General features: G+C 44.2%; 24 protein-coding genes and 1 other annotated feature. Of the genes, 3 read left to right on the forward strand and 21 right to left on the reverse strand.

What is annotated here, in order from left to right; genetic code table 11:
• Positions 1-61: 61 nt before the first annotated feature.
• From polX to zapA, 3 genes are all read right to left on the reverse strand, one after another.
• Positions 62-1,774 carry a DNA polymerase/3'-5' exonuclease PolX gene (gene polX, locus ACFQU8_RS06985; RefSeq protein ID WP_382358490.1) on the reverse strand — a complete coding sequence of 571 codons (1,713 nt, stop codon included), beginning with the start codon at positions 1,772-1,774 and terminating at the stop codon, positions 62-64.
• A gap of 127 nt (positions 1,775-1,901) precedes the next feature.
• Positions 1,902-2,441, reverse strand: a complete 540-nt coding sequence (locus tag ACFQU8_RS06990; protein WP_382358491.1) for a CvpA family protein — start codon at positions 2,439-2,441, stop codon at positions 1,902-1,904.
• Between the two features lie 6 nt (positions 2,442-2,447).
• Positions 2,448-2,708, reverse strand: a complete 261-nt coding sequence (gene zapA / locus ACFQU8_RS06995; RefSeq protein ID WP_382358492.1) for a cell division protein ZapA — start codon at positions 2,706-2,708, stop codon at positions 2,448-2,450.
• 216 nt (positions 2,709-2,924) lie between these two features.
• Between zapA and rnhC the strand changes: the two genes are divergently transcribed.
• A complete protein-coding gene (rnhC, locus tag ACFQU8_RS07000; RefSeq protein ID WP_382358493.1) occupies positions 2,925-3,851 on the forward strand; it encodes a ribonuclease HIII in 927 nt (308 codons plus the stop codon).
• Positions 3,852-3,891: 40 nt separating this feature from the next.
• Here the strand turns inward: rnhC and pheT are convergent, their stop codons facing one another.
• From pheT to ACFQU8_RS07015, 3 genes are all read right to left on the reverse strand, one after another.
• Positions 3,892-6,318: a phenylalanine--tRNA ligase subunit beta gene (gene pheT / locus ACFQU8_RS07005; protein ID WP_382358494.1), complete on the reverse strand. Its 2,427-nt coding sequence runs from the start codon at positions 6,316-6,318 to the stop codon at positions 3,892-3,894.
• The gene (gene pheS / locus ACFQU8_RS07010) at positions 6,318-7,367 is read right to left on the reverse strand and encodes a phenylalanine--tRNA ligase subunit alpha (protein ID WP_382358495.1); all 1,050 of its coding nucleotides are present in this window, start codon (positions 7,365-7,367) and stop codon (positions 6,318-6,320) included. Before pheS ends, pheT begins: the two co-directional genes overlap by 1 nt.
• A 355-nt stretch (positions 7,368-7,722) precedes the next feature.
• Positions 7,723-8,460 carry a TrmH family RNA methyltransferase gene (locus tag ACFQU8_RS07015; protein ID WP_382358496.1) on the reverse strand — a complete coding sequence of 246 codons (738 nt, stop codon included), beginning with the start codon at positions 8,458-8,460 and terminating at the stop codon, positions 7,723-7,725.
• A gap of 94 nt (positions 8,461-8,554) precedes the next feature.
• Here ACFQU8_RS07015 and sspI point away from each other — a divergent pair, with 94 nt between their 5' ends.
• Positions 8,555-8,779 (forward strand): small acid-soluble spore protein SspI, encoded by a 225-nt coding sequence (gene sspI, locus ACFQU8_RS07020; RefSeq protein WP_382358497.1) that lies wholly within the window; start codon positions 8,555-8,557, stop codon positions 8,777-8,779.
• A gap of 263 nt (positions 8,780-9,042) precedes the next feature.
• The gene (locus ACFQU8_RS07025) at positions 9,043-9,717 is read left to right on the forward strand and encodes a lytic transglycosylase domain-containing protein (RefSeq protein WP_382358498.1); all 675 of its coding nucleotides are present in this window, start codon (positions 9,043-9,045) and stop codon (positions 9,715-9,717) included.
• A gap of 60 nt (positions 9,718-9,777) precedes the next feature.
• Here the strand turns inward: ACFQU8_RS07025 and ACFQU8_RS07030 are convergent, their stop codons facing one another.
• From ACFQU8_RS07030 to polA, 15 genes are all read right to left on the reverse strand, one after another.
• The gene (locus ACFQU8_RS07030; RefSeq protein ID WP_382358500.1) at positions 9,778-10,854 is read right to left on the reverse strand and encodes a M42 family metallopeptidase; all 1,077 of its coding nucleotides are present in this window, start codon (positions 10,852-10,854) and stop codon (positions 9,778-9,780) included.
• A gap of 72 nt (positions 10,855-10,926) precedes the next feature.
• Positions 10,927-11,412, reverse strand: coding sequence for a dUTP diphosphatase (locus ACFQU8_RS07035; RefSeq protein WP_382358501.1), 486 nt, complete (start codon positions 11,410-11,412; stop codon positions 10,927-10,929).
• Positions 11,413-11,751: 339 nt separating this feature from the next.
• Entirely contained in the window at positions 11,752-12,324 is a 573-nt protein-coding gene (locus ACFQU8_RS07040; protein WP_382358502.1) for a TVP38/TMEM64 family protein, read from the reverse strand.
• Between the two features lie 143 nt (positions 12,325-12,467).
• Complete coding sequence (gene rplT, locus ACFQU8_RS07045; RefSeq protein ID WP_382358503.1) at positions 12,468-12,824, reverse strand: 50S ribosomal protein L20; 357 nt, start codon at positions 12,822-12,824, stop codon at positions 12,468-12,470.
• A 63-nt stretch (positions 12,825-12,887) separates the two neighbouring features.
• A complete protein-coding gene (rpmI, locus tag ACFQU8_RS07050; protein ID WP_382358504.1) occupies positions 12,888-13,085 on the reverse strand; it encodes a 50S ribosomal protein L35 in 198 nt (65 codons plus the stop codon).
• Between the two features lie 29 nt (positions 13,086-13,114).
• On the reverse strand, positions 13,115-13,624 hold the full coding sequence (gene infC, locus ACFQU8_RS07055) for a translation initiation factor IF-3 (protein WP_382358582.1): 510 nt from the start codon (positions 13,622-13,624) through the stop codon (positions 13,115-13,117).
• 67 nt (positions 13,625-13,691) lie between these two features.
• Positions 13,692-13,810: a sequence feature (ribosomal protein L20 leader region), on the reverse strand.
• Positions 13,811-13,953: 143 nt separating this feature from the next.
• Positions 13,954-15,903: a threonine--tRNA ligase gene (thrS, locus tag ACFQU8_RS07060; protein ID WP_382358505.1), complete on the reverse strand. Its 1,950-nt coding sequence runs from the start codon at positions 15,901-15,903 to the stop codon at positions 13,954-13,956.
• A 340-nt stretch (positions 15,904-16,243) separates the two neighbouring features.
• Complete coding sequence (gene ytxC / locus ACFQU8_RS07065; protein WP_382358506.1) at positions 16,244-17,101, reverse strand: sporulation protein YtxC; 858 nt, start codon at positions 17,099-17,101, stop codon at positions 16,244-16,246.
• A 238-nt stretch (positions 17,102-17,339) separates the two neighbouring features.
• Entirely contained in the window at positions 17,340-18,272 is a 933-nt protein-coding gene (dnaI, locus tag ACFQU8_RS07070; protein ID WP_382358507.1) for a primosomal protein DnaI, read from the reverse strand.
• A gap of 26 nt (positions 18,273-18,298) precedes the next feature.
• A complete protein-coding gene (locus ACFQU8_RS07075; protein ID WP_382358508.1) occupies positions 18,299-19,639 on the reverse strand; it encodes a replication initiation and membrane attachment family protein in 1,341 nt (446 codons plus the stop codon).
• Positions 19,640-19,676: 37 nt separating this feature from the next.
• The gene (nrdR, locus tag ACFQU8_RS07080) at positions 19,677-20,147 is read right to left on the reverse strand and encodes a transcriptional regulator NrdR (protein ID WP_382358509.1); all 471 of its coding nucleotides are present in this window, start codon (positions 20,145-20,147) and stop codon (positions 19,677-19,679) included.
• A gap of 267 nt (positions 20,148-20,414) precedes the next feature.
• Complete coding sequence (locus tag ACFQU8_RS07085; RefSeq protein ID WP_382358510.1) at positions 20,415-21,446, reverse strand: glyceraldehyde-3-phosphate dehydrogenase; 1,032 nt, start codon at positions 21,444-21,446, stop codon at positions 20,415-20,417.
• Positions 21,447-21,591: 145 nt separating this feature from the next.
• Positions 21,592-22,191: a dephospho-CoA kinase gene (gene coaE, locus ACFQU8_RS07090; RefSeq protein ID WP_382358511.1), complete on the reverse strand. Its 600-nt coding sequence runs from the start codon at positions 22,189-22,191 to the stop codon at positions 21,592-21,594.
• 14 nt (positions 22,192-22,205) lie between these two features.
• Positions 22,206-23,030 carry a DNA-formamidopyrimidine glycosylase gene (mutM, locus tag ACFQU8_RS07095; RefSeq protein ID WP_382358512.1) on the reverse strand — a complete coding sequence of 275 codons (825 nt, stop codon included), beginning with the start codon at positions 23,028-23,030 and terminating at the stop codon, positions 22,206-22,208.
• A 12-nt stretch (positions 23,031-23,042) separates the two neighbouring features.
• The gene (gene polA / locus ACFQU8_RS07100; protein ID WP_382358513.1) at positions 23,043-25,682 is read right to left on the reverse strand and encodes a DNA polymerase I; all 2,640 of its coding nucleotides are present in this window, start codon (positions 25,680-25,682) and stop codon (positions 23,043-23,045) included.
• Positions 25,683-25,742: the final 60 nt, after the last annotated feature.

A 25,742-nucleotide genomic window follows, 5' to 3' on the forward strand; every position in this document is an offset into this window, starting at 1 on the left:
CGGGCTTTCTCCTTTGACTGGTTAAACATGCAGATCGCATTTCAGCTTTAATGCCACCTGTCTAGCGGCTCATAAAATCGATCAATTGCTGCTTCGGCCATGTATTAATAACGGTTTCCTTTTTAAGCCATCCTTTACGGGCAGCACTAACCCCATAGCTTGTATGGTCAAGCATTGCAAAATCGTGAGCATCCGTATTAATAGCGATTTTAACACCTGCCGCCCGTGCTTTGTATGCCCAGGCACTGGATAAATCAAGCCGATTCGGATTAGCATTGATCTCTAAAGCCGTATTGGTTTCTTTCGCACGCTGAATCAGCCGGTCGACGTCGGCGTCATACCCTTCCCGGCGGCCAATTATTCTGCCTGTCGGATGAGCAATCAAAGATACATGCGGATTAGCCAAGGCAGCTTCGAGCCGCGTCATGATCTTTGTCTGCGATTGGTTAAAGCTGGAATGAATCGCTCCAATAACAAAATCCATTTCCTGCAAAAATTCGTCTGAGAAGTCCAGAGAACCATCCGGCAAAATATCCATTTCTACACCGGCAAAGATATGAATATCAGCATATTTTTCATTTAATCGGTCGATTTCCTCACGCTGTTTGCGCAGCCGTGTTTCATTCAGACCGTCAGCAACCCGGAGAAATTTGGAATGGTCTGTAATCGTTATATAATCATAATGTTTGCTGCGTGCTGCATTCACCATTTCTTCGACCGATTGAGCGCCATCACTCCAAGTCGTATGCATGTGCAAATCGCCAATGATATCTGTCTGCTCAATCAATGGAACAGGATTATGATAGGCTTCCACTTCACCAGTATTTTCCCGGACTTCCGGTGGTATATAATTCAGGTTAAAGTGGTTGAAAAACGCTTGTTCACTGGAAAACGTGACAATATCACCAGTGGACTCAGCTTCTACGCCATATTCATTTATTTTATAACCGCCTGACTTAGCCAACTGCCTCATGGCTACATTATGATCCTTTGAGCCGGTGAAATGATGCAGCGTTGTTACAAATTCTGCTGGCGCAACGATACGAAAATCCACATTAACATCATAAACATCGGCAAGCGTGACCGAAACTTTTGTATCACCCTGTGCAATAATCTCTTTTACACTGTCCATTTCAAGCAGTTGATCACGGACTGACTTAAAATGATCTGCCGCGATAATAAAATCAATATCTTTGACTGTCTCCCGCATACGCCGCAAGCTGCCGGCACGAGAATACTGTCTGATAGCGGGAATTGCATCCAAATACTGTTCAATCCTCTCGGCCAGCGGCAGCACTGTGGCTATTGGCAGTCGCTCCGGACGCTCATTCGCTTCATCAATCGCTGCTATAATTTTTTGGGCTGTCTTCTTGCCAAATCCATCTAATTGTTCAACATCTCCATTTTCACAAGCCTTACGCAACGAAGAAGCATCCGTTATCCCCAGCTGCTGATATAGATTCGCCAGTTTTTTGCCGCCCAGGCCCGGCAGATCCAAAAGCGGCACTAATCCCTGTGGCACTTCTTTTTCCAGCTGCGTCAGGGTTTCAGACGTTCCGGTCTCAATATACTCATCAATAACGGCTGAGGTACCTTTACCAATTCCGTTCAGCGCTGTAAAATCTGCAATATCGGTAATCGACCGGTCATCGCGTTCAAGTGCTTGAGCAGCTTTGCGATAGGCAGAGATTTTGAATGAATTTTCCCCTTTCAACTCCAGACGGACAGCAATAGCCTCTAATAATTTAATCACATCTTTTTTATTAACTGCCATTTCCCTTCACCTGCTTTAGTATCATTAAAAAAGCCGATTCAATTAAAGTCAATCCATGGGTACACAATGATAACCAGATCGCTCATGATTCGAACCAGCTTTATCTATGCTCATCAGCATTCATCAGTTATTTGATGCCCTGAAACCATAACGTTTTAATCTGTTCCGATAAAAAAGGTGTATGATCAATGATAAATACTGCAACCGATGAACCATTGATCCATGTCTGAATCGTTTCTGATGGCGTTAATACCAGTATATATAAAACAATAAAAATCATTAAATAGATTTCCACAAACCCAAGTACCGCACCCAGCCATTTGTTAAACAACCGCACTATCGGTAATTCAGCCACAAAATCAAGCATGGATGCTATGATTTGCAACAGTATTTTGACAGCAAAAAAGATAATGGCAAACGCAATCGCGTTATAAAAAGCGTTCTCCATCGGGATGGCATCCAAAACGTCTGCCCACGCACTGTCACTGTCCAAATTAGGGTAAGGGATCCATAAAGCAAGCTGTGAGGCCAGCTTATCGTAGTATAAAGCAGCCAGAATAAAAGCCGCTATAAAGCCAATCAGATGAAATGCCTGGAGAATAAAACCACGTCTCAGGCCGATAAAACATCCGAAAATAAGCAACAAAATGAGTATAAGATCCACCATCAGCTACTAATCCTCTTTCTCATGCTGCGATCCCAGCAGTTTCGCATATTCTTCCTTTAATCTCATATAATCACTCATGGTATTAACAGCAGTCAGGACAGCCAGTTCTGCCATCGTAAGCTGCTGATTAACCTCATGAATTTCACGCATTTTCTGATCAACCTGGTTCGCTATCAGGCGAACATGACTTGCATCTTCTTTTCCAGCTATTGTATAATTTCTGTTATATATTTCAACGGTTACACGCGTTTTATCATCCTGGGCCACGCCAGACACCCTCCTATCGCAATAAAATAGTGATGACACATTTACAGTGCTGCCCAGCTGGTGTTACAAAGCTTAATATACACTATATCCTAACACACAGATGGCCGTCCAGGAAATCTATATCCATTACTAATATCAATTGACTCCGAAATTGCTTGCATTTTCTTCATTGGCGACCGCTGCTGTTGGGGAAACACTATTCACTGGAGGCTAACCATGTCACAGACAGTCCATAAGTTACCAGAAACAACTCTTTCTAAAATGAGAGCCTACTATACACACAATCTGGAATCAGCGCCTAATGGAGCGCTTTTTCGGGCCAAAACGTCCAATGCTGTGATTACAGCCTACAAGTCCGGCAAAGTTCTATTCCAGGGTAAAAGCCCGGCTGCCGAAGCAGAAAAATGGATCAACAGCGAGGAAAAGCAGGCAGCTCCGGAAAAAGCTTTTCCAGAAACAGCTGCTGCCCCACCGGAATCCCTCTTATCCGGCAGCCACATTGGCTCAGATGAGGCTGGCACAGGGGACTATTTCGGTCCCATTACCACAGCCGCGGTCTTTGTCACAAAAGAACAAATGCCACTGTTAAAAGAATTAGGGGTTAAGGATTCTAAAAACCTCGCCGACAGCACTATCAGACACATTGCCAAAGATATCGTGGCACTGGATATGCCCTATTCGATTTTGACGTTGCACAATCCGAAGTACAATCAACTGAGAAACCAGGGCTGGACTCAGGGAAAAATGAAAGCAATACTCCATCATCAGGCAACTTGTAATGTCCTGGACAAAATTGATTCGGCTGAAACAGAAGGTATTCTAATTGATCAGTTCTGTAAACCTGACGTTTACAAACGGCACATTGCAAGTGAAAGCAAACGCGTTCCACAAGACACCTACTTCATGACAAAAGCTGAAAGTCACTCCATTGCAGTAGCAGCTGCATCGATTCTCGCCCGAACCAGTTTCCTGCAGAAAATGGATCAATTAGCGAAACAAGCAGGGATGACACTTCCAAAGGGTGCTGCAGGGAAAGTGGATCAGGCCGCTGCCAGACTCATTCAAGCTAAGGGAAAGAATTATCTCGATACGTGTGCCAAAACGCATTTTGCTAATACAAGCAAAGCGTTCAAGCGACTATAAAAACGAGCAGTCACCTCAAAACGGTGACCGCTCGTTCATCTCAGCTGCGGACGTAGGCATCAAAAACGTTATTCACTCTGTTAATAATGGCCTGATAGGATTCTTCAATTTCATCGTCTTGCAGTGTTTTTTCCGGATCCTGATAAACCAGGTTATAGGCAATCGACTTCTTGCCAGATGGTAAATGCTCACCCTTATACACATCAAATAGCTGCACATTTTTTACAAGAGGTGCCCCTGTTTCTTCAATTAATGCTTTAATATCCCCTGCATGGACTGACTCATCAACAATAAAAGCGATATCTCTTGCAATTGATGGGTATTTCGGAATTGAATGATAGCTTGTCGTATTTTCAAAGCTGTTCACTACATCATCCATAGCCAAATCAAACACATACGTATCGTTCAGATCCATTGTTTTCGCAAAAGCGGGATGAACCTGTCCTGCAAAACCAATGACGCGGTCATTGCAGACAATCGTTGCGCATCTGCCTGGATGCATATGAGGCAGTTCAGTCTGTTTAAAGGCTATCGGCATTTCAAGATAGTCGAACAGCCCTTCAATAATGCCTTTAATAACGTAAAAGTCAACCGGCTTTTTCTCCTGCTGCCATGGATGGTTCAGCCATAATCCAGTAAGCGCACCGGATAAACGTAATAATTCATTTGGCTGCTGTGTAAGGGTCTCTTCATCAGAACTAAAAACATGACCCAGTTCAAAATAATGCAGATCCGTTTGTTTACGTGCCAAATTATAGGTTAGTGTGCGGAGCAGCTCCGGCAAAATGCTCAGGCGCAGATAACGGTGATCTTCACTCATTGGCATAGCAACCTGGACGGGGCTTCGGTATTGTTCAGCCAAGTCTGGGCTGAGCAGCTTATCCACCATCGTTTCATCAGTCAGGGCATAAGTGATTGTTTCCATGAGCCCGGCACCCTGCAAATAGTTTTTGACCTCGCGCTTGAGCTGCTGACTTGCCGTTAAACCACCTGCTTGTGCTGTACCCTGCGGCAATGTGTAAGGCAAATGATCGTAACCATATATACGGGCGATTTCCTCCAGCATATCCTCAAAAATCGCTATATCACCACGCCGAGTCGGAACATGCACAACAAACGTGTCCTGCTCCTGTTCAAATGGAAATTGCAATCGTCGTAAAATAGCGCCAATTTCATCAGCCGCAATGACTGTACCCAAGCGTTTATTAACCTCGTCTGTTGCAAGCGACACAATTGTTTCCTGGCGGTTCAGTTCATCAAAAGAAACAGGACCTGAAAGGATTGTTGCGCCTGCATATTGTTCGAGCAGATGACAGGCACGCCTGCCAGCCTGTTCCACACGATTGGGATCAACGCCCTTTTCATAACGTGTACTGGAATCGCTGCTGAGTCCTGTGTCTTTGACTGTTGTTCTGACAGCAGATGGATGAAAATAAGCAGCTTCCAGAAGGATCGTCGTCGTATCTTCTGTAATTTCTGTATCCGCACCACCCATAACGCCAGCTAGAGCAACTGGCTCCGTGCCGTTTGTGATGACAAGATTCTCACTGCTTAATGACCATTTTTCGCCATCGAGTGTGGTCATGGTTTCCTGCTCCCGGGCACGTCGTGTTACGACTTCTGTTGATCCAAAGCGGTCATAATCAAAAGCGTGCAGCGGCTGGCCATATTCGAGCAGCACGTAGTTCGTAATATCCACCACATTATTGATAGGACGTATACCGGCCGCTATTAAGGCGTTACGCATCCATAATGGGGACGGCTTAATAACAATATCTTTGGCAATGAACGCCCCATAATAAGGGTTTAAATCAGGCGCCTCCACTTGCACGGAAACCATGTCTTCGGCCTGTTCACTGCTCTGATTGGCATCTTCCCGAGGCCATGACACATCCTGATCCAGGATAGCTGCCGTTTCATAGGCAACACCAAGCATACTCAATGCATCGGCACGATTTGGGGTCAAATCAAATTCCAAAACAGCATCATCTAAATTCAGAAGCGGCTCAACATTGTCACCGACTGTAACATCGTCCGGGAACACGAAGATCCCTTCAGTGGCATCTTTGGGTACATATTTGTCATCAATCCCAAGTTCTTGCAAGGAACAAATCATACCATTTGACTGAATTCCCCGCAGTTCCGTCTGTTTTATGTGAACATCTTGGGGTAAAACAGCACCAGGCTTGGCCACAGCTGCTTTTTGACCTTCGCGAACATTAGGAGCGCCGCAAACAATTTGCAGTTGTTCATCACCAACAGCCACTTGACAAAGGCTAAGTTTATCAGCATGCGGGTGCTGTTCACAGCTTTCGATCAATCCAACAACAACACCTGTTAGTTTGTCAGCCACATAATTGATGCCCTCAACTTCAATGCCCGTCTTGGTTATCCTTTCGGCAAGTTCTTCCGGGTTGATTGAGGCAATATCAACGTATTGATTAAGCCAATTTAATGAAACAAGCACTAGAGAGTCCCTCCTTTTGCATAATGAAATTGTGTTATAAAACGTTTGTCATTTCTATAAAAGTGACGAATATCGTCAATCCCGTATTTCAGCATAGCAATGCGATCTGGTCCCATGCCAAAAGCAAACCCGGTATAGAGATTGGAGTCATAGCCGGCCATTTCCAATACATTCGGGTGAACCATACCAGCCCCAAGAATTTCAATCCAGCCTGATTGTTTGCATACTGAGCAACCATTTCCCTCACATACCTTGCAGGAAATATCCATTTCAACTGACGGCTCAGTAAATGGGAAGAAGCTTGGGCGCAGACGAATTTTCCGGTCTTCGCCAAAGATGCGTTTGGCAAACGTATTTAATGTCCCTTTTAAATCACTCATTCGGACATTTTCATCAACATACAGGCCTTCAATCTGCGTGAACTGGTGGGAGTGCGTCGCATCATCCGAGTCGCGGCGATAAACCTTTCCAGGACAGATCATTTTCACGGGCTGGTGTCCGCCGTATTCTTGCATGGTTCTTGCCTGAACGGGTGATGTATGCGTCCGGAGAAGCAGTTCATTCGTCAGGTAAAACGTGTCCTGCATGTCACGCGCTGGATGGCCTTTAGGCAAATTCAAAGCTTCAAAGTTGTAATAATCCGTTTCCACCTCGGGGCCTTCACGCACTTCATAGCCCATTCCAATAAACAGATCCTCAATTTCTTCGATAATACGCGTTAATAAATGCGGACCGCCAACATGCACCGGTCGTCCCGGCAATGTCACATCAACGGTTTCCTGTTCCAGTTTTTCCTCCAGAGCAGCCTGTTCAAGAACGGCCGTCTTATTGTCGATCGCTGCTGTAATAGCCTCACGAACCTTATTGGCCAATTCACCTACAACAGGCCGCTCTTCTTTGGACAGCTGTCCCATACCGCGCAAGACTTTTGTTACAGATCCTTTTTTGCCTAAATAGGTTACCTTTATGTTCTGAAGCTCTTTTAAGTCGTTTGCCGCATCGACGGCCGCAAGTGCTTCCTGCCGAATGCTTTCCAGTTCCTCTTGCATCAATATGCCTCCTTTGTTTACCCACTGGCGAGTGACAGCCATCAATAAAAAAAGCCTTCATCCCTCTAGTAAGGGACGAGGCTGTCTTATCGCGGTACCACCCTTGTTGACACAACTGCATCGTGTCCGGCTTAACATGATAACGGATAACGATCCGGGGCACCTTTACTTAACGCAAGGTCCAAGTGCCAGCTCCAGAGTGAATTGACAGCAGCCTGCAGCGGAGATGCTTCCAGTCCATGGCATCTCCTCCCTTGTGCCGTACCGCGTAATAGCTGTCTTGCTCGTTCACAGCTTTTCAAACTATAACCAGTCAGATTGCCTACATTATAAATAATTTATGAATAATATGCAACTAACTTTTCAAGGCGTACATTAAGATACCTGCTGCGACACTGGCGTTGAGTGATTCAGCTTGTCCATAAATCGGAATATTTACGATTTTGTCAGCTGAATCGAGGACCTCTTCACTGATTCCTGCTCCTTCGTTGCCAATGATAAGCCCCATTTTGTCACTCGCTTCTGCCTTATGAAATGAAACAGCATTTGTAAGTGCTGATGCCCAGATCGTAAATCCATCTTCTTGCAGCACGGAAATGCGTTCCGGTAAATTCACATAACGAATTGGCATATGGAATAAGGATCCCTGTGTGGCCCGGACGACTTTATCATTGTACACATCAGTTGTTCTCTCACCTATCATCACCATATCAAAGCCTGCTGCATCGGCAGTTCGTATCATTGTACCGAGATTGCCGGGATCCTGAATAGCATCAAGCAGCAATACTGTGTCACAGACGTGTACCTCTACCTCCTGCATCCGGACAACCGCCGCAATCCCCTGAGGCGACTCGGTCCGGGTCATATGCTGCATCACCTGGGTGGTGACCACAACAGGCGCGTAAGGTTCACACCAGTGAGGAATGTCAACATCTTCTGCCACAATCATTTCCTCGATTAGCCAGTTGCTCCGGTAAGCTTCTTCAATTAAATGAAAGCCTTCAACAAGAAATGTGCCGGATAGCTTACGTCCTTTCTGTTTATGCAATTTCTGCCACCGTTTAATGTTTTGATTCTGCAGCGATGTAATCATGATGGTCTCCTTATTACCATTTTCTTATATCATACATATTCCAGACTGTTCTGGTCAAACTAGTCGTAGCTTATTATTCAGAAAAGGTGATTTCATGGATTTAAACCTGCGTGAGGCTATTCTCTACAACATAGCCCAAAACAATCAAGAAGAACTGGAAGCAACCATAAGTGACGCTGTCCAGGGAGGCGAGGAAAAGATGCTGCCTGGATTGGGTGTCCTTTTTGAATTAATCTGGAAGCAGTCTGATACTGAAAACAAGCAGCATATGATCGAATCTCTGGAACACGGTGTTCAACAAGCTAATACAGACCAATGAATAATTTGAAGAGGCTGGGACATAACAAAAGCGACTAACTCAAGCGTCGACGGAGACGCCTGCGGGAGCAACGGGTAGGTGAGACCGCGGAGAAGATGTCTTTTTTGAGCGGTTCAGTCACGCAAGTGGTTCGCACTTTGTCTCAGCCTCTTTTTAATGTCCAACTATTCACGTGTCACATACAGCATTCCATTGAAATTCTTTGTTGCCTTATAACCATTTCCGTTTTAAACTGATAATAATGGCAAGGAGGAGTTAATTTAATGGATATACGCTCTATGCAGTCATTTATACAGCAACAAGCCATGCAAACATTGGCTTCGCCAGCATCCAGCCAAAAATCAGGATCATCATCGACATCCATGTTCAATTCATTATTTAAACAGATGCTTGAACAGCAGATTACAAACACCATACCGAGTGAGCAAAACCCGCCGGATAACTACAAAGCCGTGCAGCCTAACCTGGCAGGAAACAGGCAAGATTTACAAACAGCCGCAAACAGCCAAATTTCTGACAGAATAAATGATCAGCCTAATATGACAGAGGCGGCAGGACAACCAGACACATATAACGCATACATAACAGACGCAGCTGAGACATATGATGTTGACCCAAATTTAATTCAGTCCGTTATCAAAGCTGAATCGGACTTTAATACTAATGCAACCAGTGACGCTGGTGCACAGGGATTAATGCAGCTTATGCCAGCAACGGCTGGATCACTTGGTGTAACAAACCCGAAAGATCCGCAGCAGAACATTGACGGTGGAACAAAATATTTAAGTCAAATGCTTAACAGGTATAATGGCGATACTGAACTTGCCCTCGGAGCTTATAATGCCGGTCCAGGAAATGTGGACAAACATCAGGGCTTACCGCCATTTCAGGAAACCAGGCAATATGTGAATAAAGTGATGACAGATTATCTGGCATGACTTCCCAGACGCTGGTAATGAAAACGCCCGGATGCTCATCCGGGCGTTTTTTATTAACTCTTAATTAAATTTGATTTCATTTACTTTGTCAGCATTCAGTTTTTTAATCGTTGCAACGATCAGATTCACGGCATTTTCAAAATCGTCACGATGCAAAATAGCAGCATGTGAATGAATATAACGTGTGGCTATCGTAATCGATAATGACGGAACACCATCAGCCGTTAAATGGATCGATCCAGAATCGGTACCTCCGCCGGCAAGCGATGCAAATTGATATGGGATATGATTTTCATCAGCCGTATCGACAACCAAATCGCGCACACCTTTGTTCGGCACCATCGAAGCGTCATAAATAAGAATTTGCGGCCCTTTACCAAGTTCACTGTCCGCTTCTTTATCAGACACACCTGGCATATCACCGGCAATACCGACATCAACGCCAAAGCCGATATCCGGCTGAATCGTACGAGCTGCTGTACCCGCACCGCGCAGACCAACTTCTTCCTGAACGGTTCCGACACCGTAAACGATGTTAGGGTGCTGGGAGCCCTGCAGTTGTTTTAACGCTTCAATGGCAATTGCACAGCCGATCCGGTTGTCCCATGCTTTAGCCATCAGCATCTTTTCATTGGTCATTGGTGTGAATTCAAAGTAAGGGACGATTGAATCACCGGGCCGGATACCGAAATTTTGCGCTTCCTCTTTGCTTGAGGCGCCGATATCAACAAACATATCTTGAATATCAACCGGTTTTTTGCGTTCTTCAGCCGAGAGCACATGCGGCGGTTTGGAGCCGATTAAACCTGTAACATCGCCGTTTGCCGTCATAATCGTAACACGCTGGGCAAGCATTACCTGGCTCCACCAGCCCCCGACAGTCTGGAAATAGACAAAGCCATTGCTGTCTATGCGGGTAACCATAAACCCAACCTCATCCAAATGGCCGGCAACCATGATTTTTGGCCCGTTCTTTTCACCAGTTTTTTCCGCAATCAAGCTGCCCAAATTATCCGTATACACGTTATCGGCGCAGGGAGTGATATACTGCTCCATGACATTTCTTGGTTCCTTCTCATCTCCGGGGACCCCGCGTGCATCGGTTAAATCTTTCAGCATCGTATTCATTTTATCCATATGTAACAGCCTCCCTTTTCATGCTCCGTCATTATTATAACGCTAAAATCAGAAATGACAAAATATTTTTTACTAATACCCTTGATTCTGCCGCTCATAGTTAATGTCATTCTTTTTTAAGTAGGCTGTCATTACGGCCGTCTCATCAAACCCAAGTAACTTGCCTAACTGTATGAAACGCACGAACAGCTGCTTATAAGCTGCTTCGCCAGGTTCCTGGTAAAAAGCAACACAATCGCTGTATACCAGCGTGAATTGCCCGGTCACATTTGTATTGGCTGGTTCCACTTCTCTTGCATCAAACCGATAGCCCTTCTCCAGACCCAGTGACAATATAAAATGAATTCCGTCAACATATTCCTCCAAAATGACAGATTGTTCATTTTTCGGTTTTGTACTCCAAAATTTAAAACATCTGGTTTCATTAGCCAGTTCACCCAATTCCACCAGCAAAGCTAAATACTTTTCCCGGAAGAGATCTCTGTCCGACAAATTGTGCTGCGCTTCAATATAAGTATCTAAATGTTCCTGCATTGTATACAGCGCTGACCAGTCCATTTTCCCACCTCATTTCACATCTTTAAAACAATTCTATCACGAAACGCTTAAATTCGGGAACATTCAAGATGCTGGACTGTTGAAAAAAAGTTGGGACACAAATATCCTGTCAAACGATAATCCGGACAACCTGAATAAACGCTTGCATGAAAGAAGCCGCTGCGGAAATAGATCTCGTTTTCCACAGGCGGCTGGTGAATCTCCGGCGTGCATTAACGCACACCGGAGTCTTTCCTATACGCTATTCTTTAGAAGTCACCGCCTATTCCACCGCTCATGTTAATTGGCAGGCGTTTTTGATATTGACGACTTTTTGCCCCTGTCTCATGGACCTTCACTTCAGGTGCTCGCCTGAAAAAAATCCTGCCATTTGATAATAATTTCTTTACGGCGCAATAAATAAATAAGTGGTAATAAAACAAGCAAAAAAACGAAGATATATAATGGCGATAAATGTGACAGCCACCTGCCGACAGATGTATAAACAAATGCCAGCGGGATGTTGGTCAGCAGTGACGCTTTGGTGTACGCTCTGAAGCTTTCCGATGCTTCAAGCAAACAGAGTGATAACAAATGAAAATGGATAAATGGCACAAGTCGCAAAAGAGCCACTTGTGATGTTGTCATAGCCGTACTGTCGCCCATTAATTTTTGTTTTAAGCGGGTGAGTTTGTCAAATGTCCTGGGCATCCAGCGAATCAGCCCATAAAAAATCATGCTGGAAAGGGTAATTCCGATCACCGAATACAGTGTTCCAGCGACCGGCCCAAACATGATCCCTCCTGATATACACATAAAAACAACTGGCAAAAAGAATAAGGGCCGTAATAAATGGAAGCTAATAAATAAAACCGGTGCGAACAGGCCGCCTGTTTCAATAAGTATCATGATGTTGTTTCCAAGCTGCTCCATTCTTTCGCCTCCTTTCTCCGGCGCCTGCCCTATTTATACCAGTACATCTGTATGACAAGAGACGAGCCTTTATGACATAACTGCCGAGAAACAAAAAACGGCCAAATCCATTAAGTGGATCTGACCGTCAATCACAGTTCATTTTATTTCAAGGCCGCTTTTGCTTTATCAGCTAACTGGCTGAATGCCTGTTCATCATTAACGGCAAGCTCTGACAGCATTTTACGGTTCACTTCGATACCTGCCTCTTTCAAGCCATGCATTAAACGGCTGTATGACATATCGTTCATACGAGCGGCAGCATTAATACGCGCAATCCACAGTTTGCGGAAATTACGTTTCTTCTGCCGGCGATCACGGTAGGCATAATGACCGGATTTCATTACCTGCTGTTTAGCTATTCTAAATAAGGAATGTTTTGAACCGTAGTACCCTTTTGCTAGCTTTAAAATTCGTTTATGACGCTGACGCGTTACTGGTCCACCTTTTGAACGTGGCATGTTCATTACCTCCTAATACAATTGAAAATCGTTGGTTCGTCCCATTGTTAAAGTTGGTGCCGCTTATTTATTTTGCAGCATCGTTTTGATACGTCTGTAATCACTGTTGGAAACTGTCGTTGCTTTACGCAATTTGCGCTTTTGCTTTTGTGATTTATTCGCGAACATGTGACTTGTGTATGCGTGACCGCGATTTAACTTTCCAGAACCTGTTTTGCGTAAACGTTTCTGCGTTCCTTTATGAGTTTTCATTTTAGGCATATGAGTATCCTCCTTGTATCATCAAGCATTTATTTTTCTTTTTCTTTACTTGGGGCAAGCATCATAAACATATTGCGGCCTTCCATTTTAGCTTTGGATTCAAGCGTTGCCACATCTTTTGTCTCTTCTGCCAGCCTGTCAAGCACTTCCCGGCCAATTTCCTTGTGCGTGATCGCTCGTCCGCGGAACCTGACAGCCGCCTTCACCTTATCACCATTGCTTAAGAACTTCCGCACATTCTTAAGTTTCGTGTTAAAATCATGCTCGCCAATTCCCGGAGTAAAACGCACCTCTTTAACATTAATGACCTTTTGTTTTTTACGCGCTTCTTTTTCTTTTTTCTGCTGTTCAAAGCGATACTTGCCGTAATTCATAATACGGCATACCGGCGGTTTGGCATTCGGAGCTACCAGCACCAAATCCAAATCTCTTGTCTGCGCGATATCCAGTGCTTCGTTGCGTGATTTTACTCCTAACTGATCGCCATTCGAATCTATCAGCCGCACCTCGCGGGCACGGATTTTTTCATTGACGTACATTTCTTTGCTAATCGTCAAACACCTCCAAGATATTGTCCGTGATCTGTCGTTGACAAGCGCATTTATTACAAATAAAAAAGTGTCGGTACACAGGCACCCACACGTCTCCAATAATTGTTGGATAAGAACCAGCCGACAGCTTTCATGCGTCGATCAGGTGAGAAGCGGGTGCTTCTACTTGTCTCAGATCAATTTTTCAGCCTTTACAGAATAGCACTTAATTAACTATATGTCAACTGCTGTCAAGACACTGTAAAAGCTTTAATTATATTATAACATGGTTTTGGCTAAAAAAGAAGCCCGAACGCATGGCATTCGAGCTTCTCAGGTTAGGAATGTTTCTGCAGTACTTTTTGTTCAACTTCCTCTTTAATCAGCGACTCAAAATCATCATAGTTTAGTGTCTCCGTTTGTTCCTCACCGTAACGCCGCATATTGACAGTGCCGTTCGTCATTTCCTTATCTCCCAGCACAAGTGAAAATGGAATTTTTTGTGTCTGTGCTTGTCTGATTTTATAGCCAATTTTTTCATCACGCTCGTCCACATTAACGCGCATGCCTGCATAGCGCAGCTGGTCTGCTATTCTTTTGGCATAATCAAGGTGTGCATCCGGTGATACTGGGATCACTTCTGCCTGTACCGGTGCCAGCCATGTCGGGAATGCCCCTTTGTACTCTTCAATCAGAAAAGCCACGAACCGTTCCATTGTGGACACAACACCGCGGTGAATAACAACCGGACGGTGCTCCTCGCCATCCTGACCAATATAAGTCAGATCAAAGCGCTCTGGCAGCTGATAATCAATCTGTACTGTCGACAGCGTCTCTTCCTTTCCGATGGCTGTTTGCACCTGAACGTCCAATTTCGGACCGTAAAAGGCAGCTTCACCAATTGCTTCAACGTAGTCAACATTCATGTCTTCCATCGTTTCTTTCAGCATGGCCTGTGCTTTATCCCACATTTCATCATTGTCAATGTATTTCGCTTTATCTTCCGGATCGCGGTAAGACAGCCGGAAATAATAATCTTTAATGCCAAAGTCCTCATAAACCTTTTGAACAAGCTCTACAACCCGCATAAATTCATCTTTCAATTGATCTGGACGAGCAAAAATGTGCGCATCATTCAAGGTCATCGCACGTACACGCTGCAGTCCTGAAAGAGCACCAGATGCTTCATTACGATGCATCGTGCCAAGTTCTGCAATTCGAACCGGCAGCTGACGGTAACTGTACATCTGGTTCTTAAAGACCATCATATGATGCGGGCAATTCATCGGACGAAGCACGAAGTCTTCATTATCCATTTCCATAACCGGAAACATGTCGTCCTGATAGTGCTCCCAGTGACCGCTTGTTTTATACAATTCTGAGCTGCCTAAAACAGGTGTATACACATGGTCGTAGCCAAGCCGCTCTTCAAGATCGACAATATAACGTTCGATATTGCGCCGGACGGTTGCCCCTTTTGGCAGCCAGAGCGGCAAGCCTTGTCCAACTTTTTGTGAGACACTAAAGATTTCCAGTTCTTTGCCTAATTTGCGGTGATCACGTTCTTTGCGCTCTTCCAGAATGCGAAGATGTTCATCAAGCTGGCCTTGTTTTTCGAAAGCTGTTCCGTAAATACGCTGAAGCTGCTTATTATCACTGTCGCCGCGCCAATAGGCACCTGATACACTCATCAGTTTGAAGGCTTTAATTTTGCTTGTTGAAGGCACATGCACCCCACGGCACAGATCAAAAAATTCGCCTTGCTTATAAATCGTGACTTGCTGATCCTCAGGGATGTCATCGATTAATTCCAGCTTAAGATCATCACCGATCTCTCTAAACATCTGTTTTGCTTCATTCCGTGACACTTCAACACGCTTGATTTCCAGATTTTCATCTATAATTCGCTTCATTTCTTTTTCAATCTTTGGAAGATCTTCAGGCGTCAGCGTATGTTCAAGATCCATATCGTAATAAAAACCTTCCTCAATAACAGGGCCAACACCAAAATTAACCTCGCCATACAGCCGTTTGACCGCCTGAGCCATTAAATGTGCTGCAGAATGACGCATGATGTCAATTCCTTCCTGATCGCTGTACGTGATAATTTCAATCGCTCCGCCATGAGGCAGTTCACGCCGAAGATCATACAGCAGACCATCCACTTTAACGGCCAGTGCTTGTTTCTTTAACCCGGAGGAAATCGAACGTGCAATATCTTCGCCCGTTGTCCCTCCCGCAAATTGTTTGTTCGTCCCGTCGGGGAACGTGATCGTCATATCTGTCATCATAACCGCTCCTTCGCTTTTATACTCAGCCACTAAAAAACGCCCGTCCCTTCACTTGAAAGTAAAGGGACGAGCGTCCTGCACGTGGTTCCACCCTGATTTCCGCATAGATTGCGGCTTCATTAACCTTTAACGCAGGCATTCTCGCTGTTGTTTACGAAGTGATCCACAACAGAGTTCAGAGGTGGTGACCATTTAGCCGGTAAGGGGAAGTTCTCAGCCGCAGACTTCCTTCTCTTCTCTTGCCGTATGCTAAATAGCTGTGGCCTCATCAGCACTTTTAAATGATGAATCGTATAGAACATATTATAGCTGTTACAACTAATAATATCAACCGGTATCACTTAGATTTTAAATGGAGTGGAAATGGAAAATGTCTTAGAGATGTAAATTCAGCTCTTTCCTGAAATATATTGATGATAGTCAGTGTTTTCGGTTCGGACGGATCATCTCCATATATTTTAATAGTGTTCGGCGCCATTGTAATCAGTGGTGACAAATTCAGCTCATTCGCATCTAAACCAGTTATATAAAGAGGTTCCTTCTGCATAAGTGTCTGCAGCTCCATAGTGGAATATTGTCTGCCATCCGGGCGAAAAAACGTAAACGTCTCACCTTGTATAACATACACTGTATCCATTAAAGAAGGTCGTTTGCTAACATAGCCCCTGAGCATATCAAGAAATGCCTGATGATCTTCTTCACGTTTAAATTCATCAATGGCCAGTCCAACGTAATAAATAATGTCATCTTTGAAAGATTTTAATTGAAAGTTAATAACGGAATCAAAATGAAGCTCTCCAGTATGCTGAATATTAGCCAGAAAAATTGAATCCAGCAACTGACCCGGATCCTGATTATTTCGAACCATCTGACTATCACCATCATCACCTAGAATAATCCAGTGGGATAAGTCCATAATACGTTCTATTTCGGCTGAGCTCGTATAATAGTAGAAGCGTCTGATGACAAATCCGATCATACCTGTTAATCGATGTGACATGTACACACCCGCCATTGCACGGGCAACTGTTTCAAGAAAATGGCTATTATCCGACTGATTGTCCAATTGTAAATGATTGCCCCATTCCTCGGCAGTTTTCCAATGCAATTCAATCTGTTTATTTAATTGAAACAGCCTTTCACAGAAACTGATTGTTTCTTTATCTGACTCAAAGTAAACCTCCAGCAAATACATCACCCTCATCCAACCAAACTGATACATTATATGGACCGCATAATCAAAACATGTATGGTGTCAAGAAACTAGTAAATCTTCATGGCTTGGCTGTTGTGGTAGGATATGCTGATTAACAAGTAATGTCAGGTTAAACAACATAAAAAAACAGCACCTCCTGCAGAACGGGAAGAAGATGCTGCTTTGTAAAGACTGATCCGAATGTTGTTAAACACGCTCTGAAAAGATGTGTGACTGATCAGCCATCACGGCGGTTTTCACCTGATAGACTGACTTCTCGGCTGACCTGCTTAACCCGTTCGAGGATACGGCCAGCCTTGACCATTTCACTGCCGCCGCGGTTCGTCAAAGCGAGCTGTTCCTCCAATTGTGCCATACTATAGTTGGAGGTGAAAAACACTGGTAAATTCTCCATCATACGATATTGCAGTATTGAGCCAAGTATTTCATCCCTGAACCAGGCTGATTGCGTTTCAGCGCCAATATCATCCAGCATCAGAACATCAGCCGTTTTAAAATAATTCATCTTTTCATTAATCGAATCATCTTTAATAGAATTTTTCATTTCCCTGACAAATTCGGGCATATAGATAAGCGTCGATGATACGTGATGCTCTTTTAAAGCATTGGCCAGCGCTCCCAGAAGATACGTCTTGCCAACGCCAAAAGGGCCATAAAAATAGATACCTTGGGATGGAAGTTCTGATTGCGCATTTTCTAAGAAAAGCAGCAGCTCACGGATGCTGTTTCCTCTTTCACTGTCATGCTCAATATCGGCAATGGATGCGTTTAAAATATCTTTTGGCATGTACAGGCTTTGAATCAGATTTTGCTGCTCTTTTTGCTTTTCATAATCAATCCGATTGTAGCATTTTTCATAGAGAAGCCTGATGTCCCCATTCTCCACACGCAGAACAGGTGAATACCCCTGGACCATATTGATACAGCCGCCGAATGACTGACAGCGATCACACTGCTTCGACTGCGTCTTGTATTCATACAGCCTGATCAAATTTTTATTGATAGTGCTCTGTGTCAGTTGTGGATGCCGCTCAAGAAATGCCTTGATTTCCGGATCATTAAGAACATCTTCCCGTATTTGCCGGTAGTTTGCCTGAAAATCTTTATTTTGCTGCATCCATTTTCTTAATTCAGATTGTACGGGTTCCATTTAAACCATCCTTATAAATGACGATTCTACTTTTTGGAATACTTGCGCAGAAGCGCTTCAGTTTCCTGCCACTCTTCATCAGTACTAACCGTTTGCTGCTGTGTTTGTTCCGACTGTTTTTTGCGCTCTTTAAACCAGTCAGGAATAACTTCTTTTGATGTTTGCCTGCGATCGTTTTTCTGTTTCGGCTGTTTTTTCTGATTCTGTAATTGCTGCCGTTTAGCAAAGTGCATGGCTTCTCTGGCTGTTTGCAGATTAGCACGTGACCAGTGACTCGCAATCGTCTCCATATACGCTTTTGACAGCTTCATATCCGATTGCAGCAGAACGTAGTGTATGAGAACGTTCATAACCGGTGACGGCAAACCTTGTGTTGCCATGACTTCCCTGATAACTTTAAGGTCCTGGCCGGAAGCCTGCCCGCCGCTGGACAAATCTGCAAGAAGCTGGCTCGGTGAAATGTTTTCCATTTTCCGGATGAGCTGTTCTTCTTTTGTTGTCGGCTTATCCGCAGAATGCGTTTCTTCTGAATGTGTCTGATTAACCGTGTTTTCCTGTTTCTCGGTCAGTTTGATAGAAGCTTGCTGGTGGTTAGTCTCAAATACATCATGACAAGCTTCCTTGAATTCCTGTGCATTAAGTGTATTATCACTCGTAAGGGCCCATAATACAGCTTTTTCCACTTCATATTCAGCGAGACCGTATAAGGTCATCATTTGCGATATCAGCCGCTTATTAGCAGTGGTCAAAACCTTTTTTACCGGTATCAGCTGCGATTCGAGCCTCTGTTCTATCCAGGAAAAATCAATCGATGAAGCCGTATCATCTTGGGTATTATGTGCAGCATCAGTGATAGCCACATCGTCTGTATGCAGCTGAAAGGTCTGAAATACATCACTGAACGATGCCGTAATGTCCGTCCCTTCCCATGTGGACGAATCCTCGAAATACATTTTCAGCATGTCAAATTTATCCTGACCAATATGATGATAAAGCAACTGCGTCAGCATATCATCTGAGAAAAATTGGGCAGGTGTAAAAGGGGGATGCAGTTCATAAAGATATGTCGTATGTTCAGCAGATTGCTGCCTGAACGTTCTTAGCAAACCAATCCCTTCCAGCTTTCGCCGGGCGCGATAGATAGCATCGAGCGGCAAATCCATGTAGTTCATCAGTGTGTGATGCGTCTGTGCTGAATCCATCTGCAAGTCCTGTTCATTTACAAGCGTGATATATAAGGAAACAGCCTGAATGCCGATCAGAGGCTGATAGAGATGTGTTAAAGATGTTGTGTAGTCAGATGAAAGACTGCCAGTCAGTAAAACCCGGTAACCTTCAATTGGCAATATCTGTCCGATGTCACTCATTAGCCTAACCCTTTCCTTATTACAGCATACCGGAACATCAATCAGATGGCTCTTTATCGGATTTTATCAAATCCTTCAGCTCATCAAAAAATACGGACAAGTCTTTGAATTGGCGGTAAACAGAAGCAAAGCGAACATAGGCGACTTCATCGACTTCTGAAAGCCGTGTCATCACCATTTCACCCACCTCATTACTCGCCACTTCTGATATACCGGCATCACGTAATTCTTTTTCCACGTCAATAGCAAGTTCTTCGATGTTTTCCAGAGGAACAGGCCGTTTTTCGCATGCTTTAAGTAATCCGCGCACAAGCTTTTCACGGCTGTATTCTTGTCTGTTGCCATCCTTTTTAACGACAATCAAGGGTGTCTCTTCTATCCGCTCGAACGTTGTAAACCGAAAACCGCATCGTTCACATTCCCTGCGCCTGCGAATCGACCGGCCCTCTTCTATCGGGCGGGAATCCAATACTTTGGTGCTTTTGTTCTGACAATTTGAACATCGCATACTGCTCAACCCCATTCGCTTTCGCTGATACTGCCGTCATTCATTCATAGCAAGGTAACGAAATGACACACAGAACATTGTTCTCCAGCAGCTGCTGGAATACATTAAAGCAGCTAGGCTTAAGCATGCCCTGTTGTTCGTCCCACAAACGACCTTACTCATTCATGATATGTATACTTATTATAACACGATTTCCTGTTCTAACGGAATAAAAAAAGATTGACGCATTTCCTGATCAAAATGGTCAATCTCTTTTAACTAACAGCACTAGGAAATCTGCGGCTGCTCTTTCTTAACCCGGTCTCCAGCATAACGGACAAGATCCACAACCCGGCTGGAATAGCCCCATTCATTATCATACCAGGCAAGGATTTTAATTTTATTATCCTCGAGCACCATCGTCGATAAACCATCAATAATGGCCGAATAGTTTGTTGTTGTGTAATCAACTGAGACAAGCGGCTCATCGCTGTACTGAAGGATGCCTTGCATGTCATTTTCCGCAGCATTCCGGAAAAGATCGTTAATATACGCTGCTGTGACCGGCTCCTCCACATCAATAACTAAATCAACAAGTGATACATTTGGCGTTGGTACGCGTAAGGCTGTGCCATGCAATTTCCCTTCCAGATGCGGCATGACATCACCGATTGCTTTGGCCGCGCCGGTTGAAGTGGGAATGATTGATTGCGTACAGCCGCGAGCACGCCGTAAGTCTTTATGCGGGTTATCAAGGTTCTTTTGATCGTTGGTAAATGAGTGTACAGTGGTCATCAACCCATTTACGATCGTCAAATGATCATCAAGCACCTTAATAACCGGAGCGAGACAGTTGGTCGTGCATGAAGCATTTGAAAGAACCCTGTCACCGTCAGGATTAAACTGTGACTCATTCACACCCATAACAATGGTCCTGTCGACTTGCTTACCGGGTGCCGTAATGACAACTCTATTGGCACCAGCCTGAATATGGCGGCCGGCCTCTTCTTGTGTTTTGAATTGACCTGTCGCTTCTACAACAATATCAATCTCATATGCTTGCCATGGCAGTTTTTCCGGTTCACGTGTCCTGACAATCGCGATTCGCTTGCCATCCACTTCCAGTTCATCCTGCAGAGCCTTTACGTCCCTGTCAAAGATACCATGAATACTATCATATTTAATAAGATGGGCAAGTGTGTCAGCAGGATAATTGGCATTGATGGCTGCAATATCCAGATCATCATCTTTTACCGCCTGCCGGAAAACCATTCGTCCTATGCGGCCAAATCCATTAATTGCAATCCGCGTTTTACGCATATGTCATCCCTCATTATATGTTATACTTTTTGTTCTTTGTATTAATTAGTATAACACATTTCAGGAATAGTGTGACCGCTTTCAGGAAAAATTCTGCTTTATTTCTAATAATTTATAATAAATTCTGCTAAACAACCAGTGATAATCAGGCACCCGTCCATGACTGAAGCAGCCATTCCAGCTGCTCATAGGCATGATGCTTTGAGCCGTTATTATCAATCACCGCATCAGCCATTTCAGCTTTTTCGCTAACAGGCATTTGTGCATCAATTCGCTGACGGGCCTCTGTGTCAGAATAACCATCACGTGTCATCAGCCGATTGAGCTGCACGTGTTCATCGACATAGACCACAATCGTTTTATCAACAAAGTGCGTTAATTTACTTTCAAATAACAAGGGAACATCCAGCACAATGCTTCCAGCCCCCGAATTAACGTAAGCATCTCGTTGCTCAAGCATTTTTTTCCGGACGGCTGGATGCACAATATTATTCAGCTGGTTTCTTTTATCGTCATCATTGAAGACAATAGCCCCTAATTTTTTGCGGTCAAGTGTTTCATCATCCCGCAAGACCGATTCACCAAACGTGTTCACGATTTGTTCATAGGCGGTCTCACCAGGCCTGACAACCTCGCGTGATAATTTGTCAGCATCAATCACCGGAATATTGAAATCATCAAACATTAAGGAGACAGTACTTTTTCCGCTGGCAATACTTCCTGTTAATCCGATAACAAGTGTCATTTACAATCCTCATTTCATTTTTGACATGCTATGCAGACGTGTGTCCCACGTCCGCCAACAGACATTTTAACAATAGGTTCTCCGCATCTCTGACAAGGCTCATCCACCTGACCATATACAAGCAGCCTTTGCTGAAACATACCCATCGCTCCCTGGGAATTAACATACGAACGAATGGTTGTTCCTCCTAGAGTAACGGCCTCCTGCAATGTGTCGATAGCTGCTTCCCAAATCGCTTCCGCCTCATGTTTCGTTAATGTGCTTGCCTTTCTTAACGGATGAACAGCAGCTTTAAATAACGTCTCATCAACATAGATATTGCCCAGACCGGCAACAACTGTCTGATCCAGGAGCACGGACTTAATGACACGATCTGTTTTGGCTAATTTTTGATAAAGATAGACGATCGTAAAAGCGTCATCAAACGGGTCGGGCCCTAATTGGTTCAGTGGCTTATGATTCAGTTCATCACCTTTTGCAAATACATGCATCGTGCCGAATTTTCGCACGTCACGATACCGAAGTTCTTCGCCGTTCTCAAATCTAAACAAAACATGTGTGTGTTTGTCGATTGGTTCCTCTGACAAATGAACCTTATATTTGCCCTCCATTCGCAAATGAGATACAAGAACCAAATCATCCAATTCAAATAACAGAAACTTGCCCTTTCGCCTGATGTCCTGAATCGTCTGTCCCGCGATAAGATGTTTAAATTCTGACACGTCTTCCGGCCGTTTAATAATATTTGGCCAGAATACAGTTGCGCTGATGATCGTTTGATTTATGACAAATCGTTTAAGGTTTTCTTTTATCGTTTCAACTTCCGGCAGTTCTGGCATGTCTCATTCCCCTTACTTGGCTTCAAACCAGCTGTCTCCATATTCATAATCAACTTCTAACGGCACACTGAGATTGACCGTTTTCGTCATCGTCGCTGGTACAATCTCTTTTAATTGTTCAATTTCTTCTTTCGGCGCCTCCAGAATCAGTTCGTCATGAACCTGCATCAGCATGCGCGCTTCAAGTTTGGCATCTCTTAATGCCTCATGCAGATCAATCATGGCTTTTTTAATAATATCCGCCGCGCTGCCCTGAATAGGCGTGTTCATAGCTGTACGTTCTGCAAATGACCGCTGGTTAAAATTCCGGCTTGTAATATCCGGCAAATAACGTCTGCGCTTCATTAAAGTCGTCACATAACCCTGGTGTTTCGCTTCTTGAACGATGTCATCCATATAAGTTTTAACGTCAGGATAACTGGCAAAGTAGCGATCGATAAATGCCTTCGCTTCTTTACGCGGAATGCCAAGGTTCTGTGACAGTCCGAAATCACTGATACCATAGACAATGCCAAAGTTTACGGCTTTGGCCTGCCGGCGCATATTAGCTGTTACATCGTCCTTGTCGACATGAAACACATCCATTGCTGTTTGTGTATGAATATCCAGGTTATCAGTGAAAGCCTCGACGAGTTTGTCATCGCCTGCAATATGGGCAAGAACGCGTAGTTCAATTTGCGAGTAGTCGGCCGCAAACATAATCCAGTCCTGCTTCGATGGCACAAAAGCCTGGCGAATTTTACGGCCTTCTTCAAGCCGGATCGGGATATTCTGCAAATTCGGTTCAACCGAGCTCAGCCGTCCTGTCTGTGTCAGAGCCTGGTTAAAACGCGTATGAATTTTCCGGGTATCCGGATCCACAACTTTCTGTAAGCCGGTGATATAGGTTGACTGCAATTTGTCGAGTTGTCTGTACAAGAGAAGCTTGGGTATAATCTCATGTTCATGCTGCAGCTGTTCCAAAACACCAGCTGCTGTGGAGTAGCCCGTTTTCGTTTTTTTGATGACGGGCAAACCCAGCTTTTCAAACAAAATTGGCCCAAGCTGCTTAGGCGAATTAATATTAAACGTCTCACCAGCTAATGTGTGTATTTCGGTCTCCAATTCGCTCAGACGCTGTTTCAAATCGCTCCCCATTTGCTGCAGCCGTTCTGTATCAACCTGAACACCGGTATGTTCCATTTCGGCCAGAATGAGCGCAAGCGGCAGTTCCAGCTCTTTAAGCAAGTTGAACTGCTCATTTGCCTTAAGCTGCTCTTCCATTTTGTCACTAAGCTGAAACAGACTGCGCGTTTTCCGGGCGATGTGTTCACTAAGGATTTGCTGCTCTGGAACCTGTCTTTTAGCACCCTTTCCGTAAACTTCTTCATCAAATAGAACGTCAGTCACGCCCATACGATGGGCAATCATCGGGATATCATGATTATTCTCAGCCGGATTAAGCAAATAAGACGTGAGCAGCATATCAAAGACGATGCCCTGAATATGAATGCCCCGGTTCAATAAAGTGACAAGTGTTTTCTTGGCATCAAATACAATTTTTGCTTGATGACGGTCCTCTGCCCAGGCTTTAAAAGCACTCGATGTGATTGCTGTTTCAGCAGGTATGAAATAGGCAGCTGTTTGATTAACGATGCCAATACCTTCAATGCTGCCATAATGATAATTGTCATCAAGCATTTCCAGCACCAGCGCTGTCTCATCTCCCAGCATGTCGTTTGTCACAGTGTCAGCGATCGTATAATCGATTGGTTTCAGCTCATCCCGGTTGTCACCCGTTTCCTCTGATTCATCACCAATCCGGGTCAGAAGTGACTGAAAGCCCAGGTCCTTAAACATGGCACTGACCTCTGTTTGCGGGTAGCCTGTATAAGTCACGTCTGCCAATGACACCTCAATCGGCGAGTCACGATCAATAATGACAAGCTGTTTACTCATAAATGCCTGATCCTGATAATTTCTCAAATTTTCGTTTACTTTCTTTCCGCTCACTTCGTCAAGATGCTCATAGACATTATCAACCGTCTGGAATTGTGTCAGTAACTTTGTGGCTGTTTTTTCGCCAATTCCAGGGACGCCTGGAATGTTATCCGAATTATCGCCCATCAATGCTTTAAGATCAATAATCTGCTCCGGCGCAATAGCCATTTTCTCCTGCATAGATGCCGGCGTATACACTTCAATGTCGCTGATCCCTTTCTTCGTCAACTTAACTGTCACCTTGTCTGATACAAGCTGCAGCAAGTCTTTATCACCCGATATAACGCTGACATTCCACTCTTCTCTCTCGCCTAGTTTGGACAAAGTTCCAATAATATCATCAGCTTCATATAAATCAAGCTGATAATAGGCAATCTGAAAAGCATCAAGCAGCTCTTTCAACAGCGGAATCTGCTCCGATAATTCCGGGGGTGTCTTTTGCCGTCCGCCTTTGTACGCATTATATGTGTCGTGCCGGAATGTTGTTTTACCAGCGTCAAATGCAATGAGCATGTGTGTTGGCTGTTCATCTTCAATAATTTTCAGCAGCATATTCGTAAAACCATAAACGGCATTTGTATAGACACCTTTATTATTATTCAATAAGGGCAAAGCGAAAAAAGCCCTGTAAATGACGCTGTTCCCGTCAATCAGCACTAGCTTATTGCTCATATTTATGTTCCTCCGATCCTGTCCATAGTCGTTATACCAAGTTTATCACAATCTAACAAA

This window comes from Lentibacillus kimchii (genome assembly GCF_042666895.1).
Lineage (GTDB): Bacteria > Bacillota > Bacilli > Bacillales > Amphibacillaceae > Lentibacillus > Lentibacillus kimchii.